Here is a 15,691-nt window from a genome sequence, read left to right as displayed (position 1 = left end):
TTTTCCGTACGCCCCGCGAGGCACCCTTGACAGGCCCATGGGCGCCCAAGAGCCTGGCGTCTGTTCACCTTCGTGACAGACAACAGCAAGGGGGGCTCATGAGACGCAGAGCGAGATCGATCCTCGCCGCGGCTTCACTGCTGATCGCCGGAGTGGCGGCGGCACCCGCCGCCGGAGCGCGGACGAACGACGGGGACGGCGGTGACGCCCTCACCGTGTGGCGCGCCCAGGTCACCCAGGAGCAGGTCCCGCTGCTCCTCGACGCGGGCGCCGACGCCCACGAGCTCACCGAGCGGGTCCCGGCGAAGGGCTCCGCGACGGTCGAGCTCTTCCTCACCGGCCGGCAGGCCGGTCAGCTGCGCGGCCAGGGCGTCGAGCTCACCGAGCACGCCCTCGGCGCCCAGGCCGAGAAGCGGGTCGCCGCGGCCGGGGACGGCGTCTTCCGCCCGTACGGCGGCCCGAACGGCCTCAAGCAGGAGATCCTCGACACCGCACGGGCCAACCCCGGGCTGACCAAGGTCGTCTCCATCGGCAAGACCGTCAAGGGCCAGGACATCCTCGCGCTCAAGCTGACCAGGGGCGCCCGGCGCGCCGAGGACGGCTCGAAGCCCGCCACGCTGTACGTGTCCAACCAGCACGCGCGCGAGTGGATCACCCCGGAGATGACCCGGCGGCTGATGCACTACTACCTCGACCGCTACGGCAAGGACGAGCGGGTCACCCGCATCGTCGACTCCACCGAGCTGTGGTTCGTGCTCTCCGCCAACCCGGACGGCTACGACTACACCCACGCCGACCCGGCCAACCGGCAGTGGCGGAAGAACCTCCGGGACAACGACGGCGACGGGCGGATCGGCCCGGCCGACGGAGTCGACCTCAACCGGAACTTCGCCTACAAGTGGGGCTACGACAACGAGGGCTCGTCCCCCGACCCGGCGGACGAGACCTTCCGGGGCAAGGCCGCCATGTCGGAGCCCGAGACCCGGGCCCTGGACGCCTTCCAGAAGCGCATCGGCTTCGCGTACGGCGTCAACTACCACTCCGCCGCCCAGCTCCTGCTGTACGGCGTCGGCTGGCAGGTCGCCACCGACACCCCCGACGACGTGGCCCTCAGGGCGCTGGCCGGCACCCCGCAGAACTCGGCCGTGCCCGGCTACCGGCCGCAGGTCTCCTCGGAGCTGTACATCACCAACGGCGAGGCGGACGGACACGCCGCCAACGTCAACGGGATGCAGATGTTCACCCCGGAGATGTCGACCTGCGCCACCGCCTCCCGCGTCGACCCGAACGACGCCTGGAACCCGGGTGACTGCGCCTCCGTCTTCACCTTCCCGGACGACGAGAAGCTGATCCAGGCCGAGTTCGCCAAGAACGTGCCCTTCGCGCTCGCCGTCGCCGAGACCTCCGCCCATCCGGACCGGCCCGTCTCCCCGGTCGGCATCGCCGCCCCCGACCTCACGCCCAAGACCTTCACCACCTCCTACGCCCGCGGCGAGGACCAGGAGGTCGCCGTCACCGCCCGCAGGTCGTTGCGCGGCAAGACGCTGAAGTACCGGATCAACGGCGGCCGCACCCACAGCGAGGCGCTGGAGGCCTGGCGGGGCGGCGAGACCTACGGCGGCGACGACAACCTCTACTTCGACGAGTACCGCGCCGAGGTCGGGGGCGCCCGCCCCGGCGACTCCGTCGAGGTGTGGTTCACCGCCCGGACCCGGGAGGGCCGGGCCACCGCCTCCGCGCCGTTCACCTACAAGGTGGCCCAGCGCCCGCGCGGCGACGTGCTCGTCCTCGCCGACGAGGGCGGCACCACCGCCGCCCGGCACACCGCCGCGTACGTGAAGGCGCTCGCCGACAACAAGCGTCCGGCCGCCGTCTGGGACGTCGCCACCCAGGGCGCCCCGGACGCCCTCGGCGTGCTCTCCCACTTCCGCACCGTCGTCTGGTACACCGGCGCGGAGCGCCCCTCCGGCGCCGCCCAGCTCGCGGTCCGCGCCTACCTCAACGAGGGCGGCAAGCTCGTCAACGCCGGCGAGAAGTCCGGCGGGCTCACCCAGGTCGGCCTCGCCGAGACCAACGACTTCGCCCAGTACTACCTCGGCGCCTACCACCGCGCGGGCCTCAAGAACCCGCCCGCCGTCGCCGGCACGGGCGCCTTCGCCGGCACCGGGGCGAAGCTCGCCGCCGCCGACGGCAACCCGCTCGACAACGCGGGCGCGTACACCGTCACCTCGGACACCCTGAAGCCGAAGGACTTCCCGCAGTTCGCGAGCAGCGCCGCCGCCGGCGACTACCCGGGCGTCCGCACCCCCTTCGAACCCGCCGAGGGCTCGACGTTCGCGGCCGTCAAGCACACCGACGACACCTGGGCCCGGCTCGCCAGGACCGTCGACCTCACCGGCGTCGCCGCCGCGTCGGCGCCGCGCCTGGACTTCCAGGTCAGCTACGACACGGAGCCCGGCTACGACAACCTCGTCGTCGAGGCCCACACCGTCGGCCAGGACGACTGGACCACCCTGCCGGACACCAACGGCGGGACCTCCACCGAACCGCCCGCCGACTGCGGCGAGGGCTTCTACGTCCAGGGCCACCCCTTCCTCGCCCACTACCTCACCGTCGGCGAGGACGGCTGCGCCCCCAGCGGCACCACCGGCTCCTGGAACGCCTTCACCGGCCCCTCCAACGGCTGGCGGCAGGCCTCCGTCGACCTGAGCGCCTGGGCCGGCAGGAAGGTCGAGCTCGCGATCTCGTACGTCTCCGACCCCGGTACGGGCGAGACGGGCGCGTTCGTCGACGACACCCGGCTCGTCACCGGGACCGGCACCGAGGCCGAGGGCTTCGAGACCTCCCTCGGCGCCTGGTCCACGCCCGGGGCCCCGGCCGGCAGCCCCGGCAACGCCTCCGACTGGACGCGCTCCGGAGCGCTCTTCCACTCCCGGGCCGCGGTCACCACGCGCGACACCGTCCTCCTCGGCTTCGGCCTGGAGCACGTCCCCGGAACGGCGGAGCGCGCACGGCTCCTCGGCCGTGCCCTCGCGGTGCTCCGGCGCTGACGCAGCGTAGTGGGGACCAAGGTCCCACGACGGCCCGTACCCGTTGGTAGGTACGGGCCGTCGGCCGTTTTCCCTCACTTTCCGGGCTCGTGCGGCTGCGCGGGATGTCACCGGCGGGCGGGTGGGGAGGTAGGGTCGTAAGCGGTCGGGGACATCCCAAAAAACAAAAATCTCGCCGGCGTCGATACACCGGCGTTCCTAACGAGGAGATCGGTTCGTGACGATCCGCGTAGGCATCAACGGCTTTGGCCGCATCGGCCGGAACTACTTCCGCGCGCTCCTTGAGCAGGGTGCTGACATCGAGATCGTGGCTGTCAACGACCTGGGTGACACCGCGACCACCGCGCACCTGCTGAAGTACGACACCATCCTGGGCCGCCTCAAGGCCGAGGTGACCCACACCGCCGACACCATCACCGTCGACGGTCACACCATCAAGGTGCTGTCCGAGCGCGACCCGGCCGACATCCCCTGGGGCGACCTGGGCGTCGACATCGTCATCGAGTCGACCGGCATCTTCACCAAGAAGGCCGACGCCGCGAAGCACCTCGCCGGCGGCGCCAAGAAGGTCCTCATCTCGGCTCCGGCCAGCGACGAGGACATCACCATCGTCATGGGCGTCAACCAGGACAAGTACGACCCGGCGCAGCACGACGTCATCTCGAACGCCTCCTGCACCACCAACTGCGTGGCGCCGATGGCCAAGGTCCTCGACGAGAACTTCGGCATCGTCAAGGGCCTCATGACGACGGTCCACGCGTACACCAACGACCAGCGCATCCTGGACTTCCCGCACAAGGACCTGCGCCGCGCCCGCGCCGCCGCGGAGAACATCATCCCGACCACGACGGGTGCCGCCAAGGCCACCGCCCTGGTCCTCCCGCAGCTCAAGGGCAAGCTCGACGGCATCGCGATGCGCGTCCCCGTGCCGACCGGCTCCGCCACGGACCTGGTCGTCACCCTCGGCCGCGAGGTCACCAAGGACGAGGTCAACGCCGCGTTCAAGAAGGCCGCCGACGACGGCGACCTCAAGGGCATCCTGTTCTACACCGAGGACCCGATCGTCTCCTCGGACATCGTCAGCGACCCGGCGTCCTGCACCTTCGACGCCTCCCTGACGATGGTCCAGGACGGCAGCACGGTCAAGATCCTCGGCTGGTACGACAACGAGTGGGGCTACTCCAACCGTCTCGTCGACCTCACCGTCTTCGTCGGCGGCCAGCTCTAAGCTTCAGGGCAGGTTTTCGATGGGAGCAGGGCTCGGGCAGCGCGACGATGCGCTGTGCGAGCCCTGTTTGTGTGCTCCACCGCGTACCAAGGAGTCTGTTAACAGATGAAGACGATCGACGAGCTTCTCGAAGAGGGCGTCGAAGGCAAGCGCGTGTTCGTGCGTGCCGACCTCAACGTGCCGCTCGACGGCACCACCATCACCGACGACGGCCGCATCCGCGCCGTCGTCCCCACGGTCGAGGCGCTCGCCCGCGCCGGCGCCCGTGTCGTGGTCGCCTCCCACCTGGGCCGCCCCAAGGGCGCCCCGGACCCGGCGTTCTCGCTCGCCCCGGCCGCCGTCCGCCTCGGTGAACTCCTCGGCGCCGACGTGGCCTTCGCGACCGACACGGTCGGCGCGTCCGCGCGGGCGACCGTCGAGGGCCTCGCCGACGGCCAGGTGGCCGTCATCGAGAACCTCCGCTTCAACGCGGGCGAGACCTCGAAGGACGACGCCGAGCGCGGCGCCTTCGCGGACGCCCTGGCCTCCCTCGCCGACCTGTACGTCGGCGACGGCTTCGGCGCCGTGCACCGCAAGCACGCCTCGGTCTTCGACCTCCCGGCGCGGCTCCCGCACGCCGCCGGCTACCTCATCGCCACCGAGGTCGGCGTCCTGAAGAAGCTCACGGACGACGTCCGCAGGCCGTACGTGGTCGCGCTCGGCGGCGCCAAGGTCTCCGACAAGCTCGGCGTGATCGACCACCTCCTGGAGAAGGCCGACCGCATCCTCATCGGCGGCGGCATGGCGTACACCTTCCTCAAGGCCCAGGGCCACGAGGTCGGCATCTCGCTGCTCCAGGAGGACCAGATCCCGGCGGTCCTGGACTACCTGAAGCGCGCCGACGAGCGCGGCGTGGAGTTCGTGCTCCCCGTCGACGTGCTGGTCGCGTCCGAGTTCCCGGACCTCAAGACCAAGGCCCCGGCCCACCCCGCCACGGTCGCCGCGGACGCCATCCCGGCGGACCAGGAGGGCCTGGACATCGGTCCGGAGACCCGTAAGCTCTACGCCTCGAAGCTCGCCGACGCCGGCACCGTCTTCTGGAACGGTCCGATGGGCGTCTTCGAGCACCCCGACTACGCCGAGGGCACCAAGGCCGTCGCCCAGGCGCTCGTCGAGTCCCCGGCCTTCACGGTGGTCGGCGGTGGCGACTCCGCCGCGGCCGTCCGCATCCTGGGCTTCGACGAGTCGGCATTCGGACACATCTCGACCGGCGGCGGCGCCTCCCTCGAATACCTCGAGGGCAAGAAGCTCCCCGGCCTCGTCGCACTGGAGGACTGACCCCTTTATGAGCACGCGCACCCCGCTGATGGCGGGCAACTGGAAGATGAACCTCAACCACCTGGAGGCCATCGCCCACGTCCAGAAGCTCGCCTTCGCCCTGACCGACAAGGACTACGACGCCTGTGAGGTCGCGGTCCTGGTCCCCTTCACCGACCTGCGGTCCGTCCAGACCCTGATCGACGGCGACAAGCTCAAGATCAAGTACGGCGCCCAGGACATCTCGGCGCACGATTCCGGCGCCTACACCGGCGAGATCTCGGGCCTGATGCTGTCCAAGCTGAAGTGCGCCTACGTCGCCGTCGGCCACTCCGAGCGCCGCCAGTACCACGCCGAGGACGACGCGGTCTGCAACGCCAAGGTGAAGGCCGCCTTCAAGCACGGCGTGACCCCGATCCTCTGCGTCGGCGAGGGCCTCGACGTCCGCAAGGCGGGCAACCAGGTCGAGCACACCCTGGCCCAGATCGACGGCGGCCTGAAGGACGTCCCGGCCGAGCAGGCCGAGACGATCGTGATCGCGTACGAGCCGGTGTGGGCCATCGGCACCGGCGAGGTCGCCACCCCCGAGGACGCCCAGGAGGTCTGCGGGGCGATCCGCGGCCGCCTGGCCGAGCTGTACTCGCAGGAGCTGGCCGACAAGGTCCGCATCCAGTACGGCGGCTCCGTCAAGGCCGGCAACGTCGCCGCGATCATGGCGCAGCCGGACGTCGACGGCGCCCTGGTGGGCGGCGCCGCGCTGGACGCCGACGAGTTCGTCAAGATCGCGCGCTTCCGCGACCAGTGAGTATGCGGTAGCGGAGTTACGTCGTACCCTTGCGGGGGTCGGGCAGGTGCCCGGCCCCCGTCCGTATAAGTCCGAGGAAGTTGGTCCAGCCGTGGTTATGGGGTTCTCGATCGCCCTGATCGTCTTCAGCGCGCTGCTGATGCTGCTCGTGCTGATGCACAAGGGAAAGGGCGGCGGCCTCTCCGACATGTTCGGAGGCGGCATGCAGTCCTCCGTCGGCGGCTCCTCGGTCGCCGAGCGGAACCTGGACCGGATCACGGTCGTGGTCGGTCTGCTGTGGTTCGCCTGCATTGTGGTACTCGGCCTGCTGATGAAGTTGGACGGGTAACTCCAATCACTGGACGCGCGTTGGGCCTTACGTAGACTGGGGCATCTTCGAGCACCATCACGCAGGGAGTTACGACCGTGGCAAGTGGCAACGCGATTCGGGGAAGCCGGGTCGGAGCGGGGCCGATGGGCGAGGCCGAGCGAGGCGAATCGGCGCCGCGCGCCCGTATCTCGTTCTGGTGCTCGAACGGGCACGAGACGCAGCCGAGCTTCGCCAGCGACGCGGCGATCCCGGACACCTGGGACTGCCCGCGCTGCGGCTTCCCGGCCGGTCAGGACCGGGACAACCCGCCGGACCCGCCGCGCACGGAGCCGTACAAGACCCACCTCGCCTATGTGCGTGAGCGGCGCAGCGACGCCGACGGCGAGGCGATCCTCGCCGAGGCGCTCGCCAAGCTGCGGGGCGAGATCTGAAGCCTGGCGTGACGGTGTGACGAACGGGCCTTGCCCGCGAACTCGATTCGCGGGCAAGGCCCGTTCGCGCGTTCCGCCGCCGGTGGAGCCCGCTGCCGGTGCGGTCCCCGGTGCGCTCCTCTGTCGGTGGAATGCCCTGCCGGTGCGGTCCTCTGCCGGTGGAGTGCCCTGTCAGTGGCGTCCTCTACCGTCGGCCGGAGACGGGACCGACGGAGGGGGCGCCATGGCGACGGCGGAGGCAGTGGGCGGTACGAGGGCGGCGCCCGCGTGGCGGGGCGGCTTCGGGCGGCTGTGGACGGCCGCCGTGGTCTCCCGCTTCGGCGACTCGCTGCGCACGGCCGCGCTGCCGCTGCTCGCCGCCTCCCTCACCGACGACCCCTTCCTCATCGCCTCCGTCACCGCCTGCGGCTTCCTGCCCTGGCTGCTCTTCGGGCTCCTCGGCGGGGCCGTCGCCGACCGCGTCGACCAGCGGCGCGCCATGTGGGCCGTCGACCTCGTCCGGGGCGCGCTGGTGGCCGCCTTCGCCGCCGCCGTCGCCCTCGGACACGCCACGATCGCCCTGCTGCTCGTCCTCGCCTTCGCCCTCACCACCCTCCAGACCCTCTTCGACAACGCCGCGACCGCCCTGCTGCCGGCCCTCGTCCCCGCCGGCACCCTCGCCGGGGCCAACGCCCGCCTGATGACCGGTCAGCAGCTCGCCGGCGGTCTCCTCGCCGGACCCGCCGTGCCCGTCCTGCTGCTCGCCGGGCCCGCCGTCCCGTACGCGGCCGACGCCGTCACCTACGCTCTGGCCGCGCTGCTCGTCGCCTCCCTGCGGACCGGAGCACCCGAGCGCCCGCCCCGCCCGGCCGGGTCCACCCTCCGCAGGGAGATGGCCGAGGGACTCGCCGTGCTGCGCGGGGACCGGCACCTCGGAAGGCTCTGCACCGCCACCACCCTCTGCAACGTCGGCATGGGGGCGCTCATCGCCACCCTCGTCGTCCACGTCACCGAGGGCCTGCGCGCGGGGAACGCCGGATACGCCGCCACCATCACCGGCTACGCGCTGGGCGCCGTCGCCGGCGGCCTCCTCGCCCGGCGGATCGCCGAGCGCACCGGCCGGATCCGCGCCGTCCTGCTCGCCGGCACCGTCCAGACCGGCTGCCTGGTCCTGATGGGCGCGGTGCCCGTCCTCGCGGTATCGATCGGGGCCATGACGGTGTTCGGCTTCATGGGGGCGGTGTGGAACGTCCAGCAGACGACCCTCATGCAGGAGCGCGCACCCGAGGGGACGCTCGGCCGCGTCGCCGCGGCCTTCCGCACCCTCGCCGTGGCGGGCGCCCCGCTCGGGGCCCTGGCCGGCGGCGCGGCCGCCGCCGGCCTCGGACCGCACACACCGGCCCTGATCGCGGCGGCGCTGTTCGCGCTCGCCGTCGCGTCGCTGGCCCCTCTGATCAATTAGGTTTGGGGGTGCAGCGGGGCAGACAAGCAGCATTGAGAAGGAATGGGCGATGTCCGAGATGACCAGCGAAGGCCGTACCAGGCTCAACCGGCTGCCCGAGTGGGCGGCTCTCGCCAAGCACCGTGAGCAGCTGGGCGACACCCATCTGCGCGAACTGTTCGCCGCCGACCCCGAGCGGGGCACGCGCCACACCCTGCGCGTCGGCGACCTCCTCCTGGACCACTCCAAGCACCTCGTCACCGACGAGACGCTGACCCTGCTGCGCGAACTCGCCGCCGTCACCGGCGTCGCCGAGCTCCGTGACGCCATGTTCCGCGGCGAGAAGATCAACACCACCGAGGACCGGGCGGTCCTCCACACCGCGCTCCGCGCTCCCCGCGGGGCCGTGATCGAGGTCGACGGGGAGAACGTCGTCCCCGGCGTCCACGCCGTCCTCGACAAGATGGGCGCCTTCGCCGACCAGGTCCGCGCCGGCGAGTGGACCGGCCACACCGGCAAGCCGCTCAAGAACATCGTGAACATCGGCATCGGCGGCTCCGACCTCGGCCCCGCCATGGCCTACGAGGTCCTGCGCTCCTTCACGCAGAGGGACCTGACGCTCCGTTTCGTCTCCAACGTCGACGGCGCCGACCTCCACGAGGCCGTCCGCGACCTCGACCCCGCCGAGACGCTCTTCATCGTCGCCTCGAAGACCTTCACCACCATCGAGACGATCACCAACGCCACCTCCGCCCGCGCCTGGCTCCTCGCCGGCCTCGGAGCCGGTCAGGAAGCCGTCGCCCGGCACTTCGTCGCCCTCTCGACCAACGAGGAGAAGGTCGAGGAGTTCGGCATCGACACCGCCAACATGTTCGAGTTCTGGGACTGGGTCGGCGGCCGCTACTCCTACGACTCCGCCATCGGCCTCTCCCTGATGATCGCCATCGGACCGGACCGCTTCCGGGAGATGCTCGACGGCTTCCACCTCGTCGACGAGCACTTCCGCACCGCCCCGCCCGAGGAGAACGCCCCGCTGCTCCTCGGCCTCCTCGGGGTCTGGTACGGCGCCTTCTTCGACGCCCAGTCGCACGCCGTCCTGCCGTACTCCCACTACCTGTCCAAGTTCACCGCCTACCTCCAGCAGCTCGACATGGAGTCCAACGGCAAGTCGGTGGACCGCCAGGGCAACCGCGTCGACTGGCAGACCGGGCCCGTCGTCTGGGGCACCCCCGGGACCAACGGGCAGCACGCCTACTACCAGTTGATCCACCAGGGCACCAAGATCATCCCGGCCGACTTCATCGGCTTCGCCCGCCCCGTCGACGACCTGCTGCCCGGCCTCGTCGCCCAGCACGACCTGCTCATGGCCAACTTCTTCGCCCAGACCCAGGCGCTGGCCTTCGGCAAGACGCCCGAGGAGGTCCGCGCCGAGGGCGTCGCCGAGGAGCTCGTCCCGCACAAGACGTTCCAGGGCAACCACCCGACCACCACGATCCTCGCGGAGGCGCTCACCCCGTCCGTCCTCGGCCAGCTGATCGCGCTCTACGAGCACAAGGTCTTCGTCCAGGGCGCCGTCTGGAACATCGACTCCTTCGACCAGTGGGGCGTCGAGCTCGGCAAGGTCCTCGCCAAGCGGATCGAACCGGTCCTGACGGAGGGCGAGGGCGCCGAGGAGCTCGACAGCTCCACCGCCGCGCTCGTCTCCGCCTACCGCTCGCTGCGCGGACGGTAGACGCATGACGGGGGAGAACGCGGTGCGGCTCCGGCCGCCCAGGAACGCCGTCGACGAGCGCGCCGTCACCTGGTGGCGGACCCGGCTGCTCGTGACCACCGCCGTCCCGGTGACGGTCCTGGCCGTGCTCGGCGCGCTGATCGGGCCCGCCCGGACCTGGCTGCTCCTCGCGGCCGGGGCCGTGGCCGTCCTGGGCCTCGCCTGCACCGCGTTCTTCCCCGCCTGGTGGTTCCGGGTGCACCGCTGGGAGGTCACCGACGAGGCCGTCTACGTGCGGACCGGAGCCCTCTGGCAGGAGTGGCGGATCGCCCCGATGTCCCGGATCCAGACCGTCGACACCGTACGGGGCCCGCTGGAGCAGGCCTTCCGGCTCGCCACCGTCACCGTCACCACCGCCTCCTCCAAGGGCGCCCTCCGCATCGAGGGCCTCGACCACGAACGGGCCGCCGAGCTCGCCGAGCGGCTCACCCTGATCACCCGGGCCACCCCCGGGGACGCCACATGAGCGAGGAGTGGCGGCGGCTCGACCCGCGCACCCTGCTCGCCGGTGCCGCCGTCCTCTGCGGGGTGGCCGGCGGCGCGGCCCTCCCGGCGGTCGCCGGCCTCGCCGGGGGCAGGCCCCTGTGGCAGGCCGTCGCCTGGGTCCTCGCCGGTGCCGCCGTGCTCGTCCTCGCCGGGACCGCCGCCGACTGGGTCCGGCTGCGCCGCACCCGCTACCGCGTCGGCCCCGAGCGGGTCGACCTCCACACCGGGCTGCTGCTGCTCAAGCGCCGCTCCCTGGCCCGGGAGCGGATCCGCAGCGTCGACCTCACCGCCAACCCCCTCCAGCGCGTCCTCGGCCTGGTCAAGGTCCGCATCGGCACCGGCGAGCACACCGGCGGCGAGTCCACGCTCGCCCTCGACCTGGTCACCCGCGCCGAGGGCGAACGGCTCCGCCGGGAGCTCCTCGCCCGCGCCGCCCACCCCGGGGACACCGGCGACGACAGCACCCTGGCCACCCTCGACCCCCGCTGGATCCGCTACGCCCCGGTCTCCTTCGTCGCCCCCGCCCTCGGCGGCGCGGCCGCCGGTGCGGTGATGCAGGTCAGCGACTGGTTCGGCGCCCAGGGGAAGGTCATCGACTGGATAGGGGACCGGTTCCAGGGCGTCTCCGTGACCTGGATGATCCTCGACCTGCTGCTCCTCGCCACCGCGGCGGGCGCCGTCGGGGCCCTCGGCCTGTGGGTCGAGATGTGGTGGAACTACCGCCTGGAGCGCGAGCCCGGAGGCACGCTCCGGCTCCGCCGAGGTCTGTTCACCGCACGCTCGGTCACGCTGGAGGAGCGCAGGCTGCGCGGGATCGAGCTCGTCGAACCGCTCGGGGCCCGGCTCTTCGGCGCCGCGCGCGTGGACGCCGTCGCCACCGGCCTCGCCCAGGACGACGACGACAAGCACGGCGACCTGAAGAACCTGCTGCCGCCCGTGCCCCGCGAACACGCCGATCGGGTCGCCGCCCAGGTCCTGGGCGAGCCGGTGCCGCCGACCGCCGCACCGCTCGCGGCCCACCCCCGGGCCGCCCGCACCCGGCGGCTGCGCTGGGCGCTGTGGAGCGTCCTGGGACCCGCCGCGCTCCTCGCCGTCCTCGGCGCGCTCCTGACCCCGGTCCTGGTGTACGTGGCGGCCGGCTGGGTCCTCGTCCTCACCCCGGTCGCGGTGCTCTTCGCCCTCGACGCGTACCGAGGGCTCGGGCACGGCGTCAGCGGCGCCTATCTGCTCACCCGTTCGGGCACGGTCCGGCGGACGACGGTCGCCCTCCAGCGCTCCGGCGTCATCGGCTGGACGGTCAAGCGGTCGTACTTCCAGCGCCGGGCCGGCGTCCTGACCGTCACCGCCACCACCGCGGCGGGCGAGGGGGCGTACGACGTCCTCGACGCCGGCGAGAGCCAGGGCCTGCTCTTCGCCGCCGAGGCCGTCCCGGGGCTCCTGACGCCCTTCCTGGAGCCCGTGCACACGCCGGAGGCCCGGCTCACCGACGGGTGAACCGGGCCTCCGTACGGATGCCTCAGGCCGAGGCCGGCGGATAGAGGGCGCGCGGCAGCTCCGACGCGGCCGCCGCGTCGAGCAGCCACAGCGTCCGCGAGCGGCCGTAGGCGCCGGCCGCCGGGGCCTGCACCTCGCCCGCGCCCGAGAGCGCGATCGCCGCGGCCTTCGCCTTGTCCTCTCCGGCCGCGAGCAGCCAGACCTCCTTCGCCGCCCGGATCGCCGGGAGGGTCAGCGAGACGCGGACCGGCGGCGGCTTCGGCGCGCCGTGCACCCCGACCACCGTCCGCTCGGTCTCGCGGACCGCCGGCAGCTCCGGGAAGAGCGAGGCCACGTGGGTGTCCGGTCCGACGCCCAGCATCAGCACGTCGAAGGTCGGCACCCCGCCGTGGTCGCCGGGGCCCGCGGCGGCGGCCAGCTCCCGCGCGTACGCGGCCGCGGCGGCGTCGACGTCGGAGCCGTACGGCCCGTCCGAGGCCGGCATGGCGTGCACCCGCGCCGGGTCGAGGGGCACCCGGTCGAGCAGCGCGTCACGGGCCTGGGTGACGTTCCGTTCGGGGTCGCCCTCGGGCAGGAACCGCTCGTCGCCCCACCACAGGTCGAGCCGCGACCAGTCGATCGCGTCCCGCGCGGGAGCCGAACCGAGCGCCGCGAGCAGGCCGTTGCCGTTCCGTCCGCCGGTCAGCACGACGGAGGCGGAGCCGCGGGCGGCCTGGGCGTCCACGATCCGGGTGATGAGCCGGGCCGCGGCGGCCTCCGCCATCAGCTCCTTGTCACGGTGGACGACCAGCTGGGGGGTGCTCACTTGGCCGCCGCCTTCTTGGCCGGGGACTTCTTCGCCGCGGGCTTGGCCGCGGGGGCCTCCTCCACGACGGTCTCCTCGACGACGACGGTCTCCTCCGCGGCCACGGGGGCGGCCGCCTCGGGCGCGCTGGTCGCCGCCTTCTCGTCGAGCCGCTCCAGACCGAACCGGAGCGCGGTCGCGTAGGTGTCGTCCGGGTCGAGCCGGCGCAGCTCCTCCGCGATCAGCTCGGCCGTCTCGCGGCGCTTGAGCGCCACCGCGCGGTCGGGCTGTCCCTCTATGGAGAGCGTCGCGAGCGAGCCGTCGGGCCGGTCGAGGACGATGGGACCCGAGCTGGTCTCCATCCGTACGGAGGTGAGGCCGGGCCCCGCCGACGCCGAGCGGCGCACCGGCACCTTCAGCCGGTCCGCCAGCCACATCGCGAGCAGCTCGACGCTGGGGTTGAACTCCTCGCCCTCCACCTCGGCGGAGGTGACCTCGCACGCGACCTGGTCGAGCGCGGCGGCCAGCATGGAACGCCACGGGGTGATCCGGGTCCACGAGAGGTCCGTGTCGCCGGGGGTGTACGCGTCCGCGCGCGCGGTCAGCTCCTGGATGGGCTGCTCGGCGGCGTACGTGTCGGTCACCCGCCGCTGGGCGAGCGCGCCCAGCGGGTCGTTCGCCGGGTCGGCCGGTGAGTTCACCGGCCACCAGACGACGACGGGGGCGTCCGGGAGGAGCAGCGGCAGCACCACCGACTGGGCGTGGTCGACGACCTCGCCGTACAGCCGGAGCACCACCGTCTCGCCGGTGCTGGCGTCGGCGCCGAGGCGGACCTCGGCGTCGAGCCGTGCCGTGGCACGGTCCCGCGGGGACCGCGAGACCCTCTTGATGACGACGAGGGTCCGCGAGGGGTGCTCGCGGGACGCCTCGTTGGCCGCCTTCAGCGCGTCGTAGGCGTTCTCCTCGTCGGTCACGATCACGAGGGTGAGCACCATGCCGACGGCCGGCGTGCCGATCGCCCGCCGCCCGAGCACCAGCGCCTTGTTGATCTTGGAGGACGTGGTGTCCGTCAGGTCGGTCTTCATGGCCGGCGCCAGCTCCTGCCGTCTCGTGCGAGCATCTCGTCCGCCTCGACCGGACCCCAGGTCCCGGACTGGTACTGCGCGGGCTTGCCGTGCGTGTCCCAGAACTGCTCGATCGGGTCGAGGATCTTCCAGGACAGCTCGACCTCCTCGACGCGCGGGAAGAGGTTGGAGTCGCCGAGCAGGACGTCGAGGATGAGCCGCTCGTACGCCTCGGGGCTCGACTCCGTGAAGGACTCGCCGTAGGCGAAGTCCATCGACACGTCCCGGATCTCCATCTGGGTGCCGGGCACCTTGGAGCCGAACCGCACCGTCACGCCCTCGTCCGGCTGGACCCGGATCACGATGGCGTTGCGGCCGAGCTCCTCGGTCGCGGTGTGGTCGAAGGGGGAGTGCGGAGCGCGCTGGAAGACGACCGCGATCTCGGTGACGCGGCGGCCCAGGCGCTTGCCGGTCCGCAGGTAGAACGGGACGCCCGCCCAGCGGCGGTTGTCGATCTCCAGCTTGACGGCCGCGTAGGTGTCGGTCTTCGACTGGGGGTCGATGCCGTCTTCCTGGAGGTAGCCGACGGCCTTCGCGCCGCCCTGCCACCCGGCCGCGTACTGGCCGCGGACCGTGGACTCGCCCAGGTCCTTGGGCAGCTTCACGGCGCCGAGGACCTTGGTCTTCTCGGCGGCCAGCGCGTCGGCGTCGAAGGAGGCGGGCTCCTCCATCGCGGTCAGCGCGAGCAGCTGGAGCAGGTGGTTCTGGATGACGTCACGGGCGGCGCCGATGCCGTCGTAGTAGCCGGCGCGGCCGCCGATGCCGATGTCCTCGGCCATGGTGATCTGCACGTGGTCGACGTACGACCGGTTCCAGATCGGCTCGAAGAGCGTGTTGGCGAAGCGGAGCGCCAGGATGTTCTGGACGGTCTCCTTGCCGAGGTAGTGGTCGATCCGGAAGACCGCCTCGGGCGGGAAGACCTCGTGGACGACCTCGTTGAGCTCCTTGGCGGAGACGAGGTCGTGGCCGAAGGGCTTCTCGATGACCGCGCGGCGCCAGGAGTTGTCCTTCTGGTCGGCGAGGCCGTGCTTCTTGAGCTGCTGGACGACCAGCGGGAAGAACTTCGGCGGCACGGAGAGGTAGAAGGCGAAGTTGCCGCCCGTCCCCTGTGCCTTGTCGAGCTCCTCGATGGTCGTCTTGAGCTGCTCGAAGGCCGTGTCGTCGTCGAAGTCGCCCTGGACGAACCGCATGCCCTGGATCAGCTGCTGCCACACCTCCTCGCGGAAGGGGGTGCGCGCGTGCTGCTTGACGGCCTCGTAGACCTCCTGCGCGAAGTCCTCGTCCGCCCATTCGCGGCGGGCGAAGCCGACGAGCGAGAAGCCCGGCGGCAGCAGGCCGCGGTTGGCCAGGTCGTAGACGGCAGGCATCAGCTTCTTACGGGACAAATCGCCCGTGACGCCGAAGATCACCAGACCCGACGGCCCCGCGATGCGCGGGAGCCGTCGGTCTGCGGCGTCACGGAGCGGGTTGGCTCCGTGGACTGCGCTCAAAG

General features: G+C 72.0%; 13 protein-coding genes. 10 read left to right on the top strand and 3 right to left on the bottom strand.

The annotated features are described in order from the left end of the window. Positions 1–98 precede the first annotated feature (98 nt). The 10 genes from ACFYXU_RS07540 (at position 99) to ACFYXU_RS07495 (ending at position 12,291) form a co-directional block, all read left to right on the top strand. Entirely contained in the window at positions 99–3,050 is a 2,952-nt protein-coding gene (locus ACFYXU_RS07540; RefSeq protein WP_389408327.1) for a M14 family zinc carboxypeptidase, read from the top strand. Between the two features lie 217 nt (positions 3,051–3,267). Beyond that, positions 3,268–4,278, top strand: coding sequence for a type I glyceraldehyde-3-phosphate dehydrogenase (gap, locus tag ACFYXU_RS07535; RefSeq protein WP_329856515.1), 1,011 nt, complete (start codon positions 3,268–3,270; stop codon positions 4,276–4,278). A 105-nt stretch (positions 4,279–4,383) separates the two neighbouring features. Continuing rightward, positions 4,384–5,595 carry a phosphoglycerate kinase gene (locus ACFYXU_RS07530; RefSeq protein ID WP_389408328.1) on the top strand — a complete coding sequence of 404 codons (1,212 nt, stop codon included), beginning with the start codon at positions 4,384–4,386 and terminating at the stop codon, positions 5,593–5,595. A gap of 7 nt (positions 5,596–5,602) precedes the next feature. Beyond that, positions 5,603–6,379, top strand: a complete 777-nt coding sequence (gene tpiA, locus ACFYXU_RS07525) for a triose-phosphate isomerase (protein WP_376517186.1) — start codon at positions 5,603–5,605, stop codon at positions 6,377–6,379. 97 nt (positions 6,380–6,476) lie between these two features. After that, positions 6,477–6,707, top strand: coding sequence for a preprotein translocase subunit SecG (secG, locus tag ACFYXU_RS07520; protein ID WP_030205174.1), 231 nt, complete (start codon positions 6,477–6,479; stop codon positions 6,705–6,707). A gap of 77 nt (positions 6,708–6,784) precedes the next feature. Beyond that, positions 6,785–7,120, top strand: a complete 336-nt coding sequence (locus tag ACFYXU_RS07515) for an RNA polymerase-binding protein RbpA (RefSeq protein ID WP_329856510.1) — start codon at positions 6,785–6,787, stop codon at positions 7,118–7,120. 223 nt (positions 7,121–7,343) lie between these two features. Continuing rightward, positions 7,344–8,561 carry an MFS transporter gene (locus ACFYXU_RS07510; RefSeq protein ID WP_389408329.1) on the top strand — a complete coding sequence of 406 codons (1,218 nt, stop codon included), beginning with the start codon at positions 7,344–7,346 and terminating at the stop codon, positions 8,559–8,561. 49 nt (positions 8,562–8,610) lie between these two features. Then, positions 8,611–10,272, top strand: coding sequence for a glucose-6-phosphate isomerase (gene pgi / locus ACFYXU_RS07505; protein ID WP_376508713.1), 1,662 nt, complete (start codon positions 8,611–8,613; stop codon positions 10,270–10,272). Positions 10,273–10,276: 4 nt separating this feature from the next. Beyond that, positions 10,277–10,777, top strand: a complete 501-nt coding sequence (locus tag ACFYXU_RS07500; protein WP_389408330.1) for a PH domain-containing protein — start codon at positions 10,277–10,279, stop codon at positions 10,775–10,777. After that, positions 10,774–12,291, top strand: coding sequence for a PH domain-containing protein (locus ACFYXU_RS07495; RefSeq protein ID WP_389408331.1), 1,518 nt, complete (start codon positions 10,774–10,776; stop codon positions 12,289–12,291). The genes ACFYXU_RS07500 and ACFYXU_RS07495 overlap by 4 nt, the downstream gene beginning before the upstream one ends. Before the next feature lie 22 nt (positions 12,292–12,313). Here the strand turns inward: ACFYXU_RS07495 and pgl are convergent, their stop codons facing one another. The 3 genes from pgl to zwf are packed head-to-tail and all read right to left on the bottom strand — an operon-like array spanning position 12,314 to position 15,689. Further along, complete coding sequence (pgl, locus tag ACFYXU_RS07490) at positions 12,314–13,096, bottom strand: 6-phosphogluconolactonase (RefSeq protein ID WP_376508719.1); 783 nt, start codon at positions 13,094–13,096, stop codon at positions 12,314–12,316. Then, on the bottom strand, positions 13,093–14,160 hold the full coding sequence (gene opcA / locus ACFYXU_RS07485) for a glucose-6-phosphate dehydrogenase assembly protein OpcA (protein ID WP_389408332.1): 1,068 nt from the start codon (positions 14,158–14,160) through the stop codon (positions 13,093–13,095). The genes pgl and opcA overlap by 4 nt, the downstream gene beginning before the upstream one ends. After that, positions 14,157–15,689: a glucose-6-phosphate dehydrogenase gene (gene zwf / locus ACFYXU_RS07480; protein WP_376508722.1), complete on the bottom strand. Its 1,533-nt coding sequence runs from the start codon at positions 15,687–15,689 to the stop codon at positions 14,157–14,159. The genes opcA and zwf overlap by 4 nt, the downstream gene beginning before the upstream one ends. Positions 15,690–15,691: the final 2 nt, after the last annotated feature.

It is taken from the genome of Streptomyces sp. NPDC002232, from assembly GCF_042890295.1.
In the GTDB taxonomy this organism is placed as follows: domain Bacteria; phylum Actinomycetota; class Actinomycetes; order Streptomycetales; family Streptomycetaceae; genus Streptomyces.
The sequence above is the reverse complement of the archived record's forward strand: the minus strand, read 5'-3'. Positions and strand labels throughout refer to the sequence as shown.

Coding starts and splice junctions, on each gene's coding strand:
- tpiA (WP_376517186.1), top strand. CDS start 5,603: ATGAGCACGCGCACCCCGCTGATGGCGGGCAACTGGAAGATGAACCTC.
- opcA (WP_389408332.1), bottom strand. CDS start 14,160: ATGAAGACCGACCTGACGGACACCACGTCCTCCAAGATCAACAAGGCG.
- secG (WP_030205174.1), top strand. CDS start 6,477: ATGGGGTTCTCGATCGCCCTGATCGTCTTCAGCGCGCTGCTGATGCTG.
- ACFYXU_RS07540 (WP_389408327.1), top strand. CDS start 99: ATGAGACGCAGAGCGAGATCGATCCTCGCCGCGGCTTCACTGCTGATC.
- pgi (WP_376508713.1), top strand. CDS start 8,611: ATGTCCGAGATGACCAGCGAAGGCCGTACCAGGCTCAACCGGCTGCCC.
- ACFYXU_RS07510 (WP_389408329.1), top strand. CDS start 7,344: ATGGCGACGGCGGAGGCAGTGGGCGGTACGAGGGCGGCGCCCGCGTGG.
- ACFYXU_RS07495 (WP_389408331.1), top strand. CDS start 10,774: ATGAGCGAGGAGTGGCGGCGGCTCGACCCGCGCACCCTGCTCGCCGGT.
- ACFYXU_RS07500 (WP_389408330.1), top strand. CDS start 10,277: ATGACGGGGGAGAACGCGGTGCGGCTCCGGCCGCCCAGGAACGCCGTC.
- ACFYXU_RS07530 (WP_389408328.1), top strand. CDS start 4,384: ATGAAGACGATCGACGAGCTTCTCGAAGAGGGCGTCGAAGGCAAGCGC.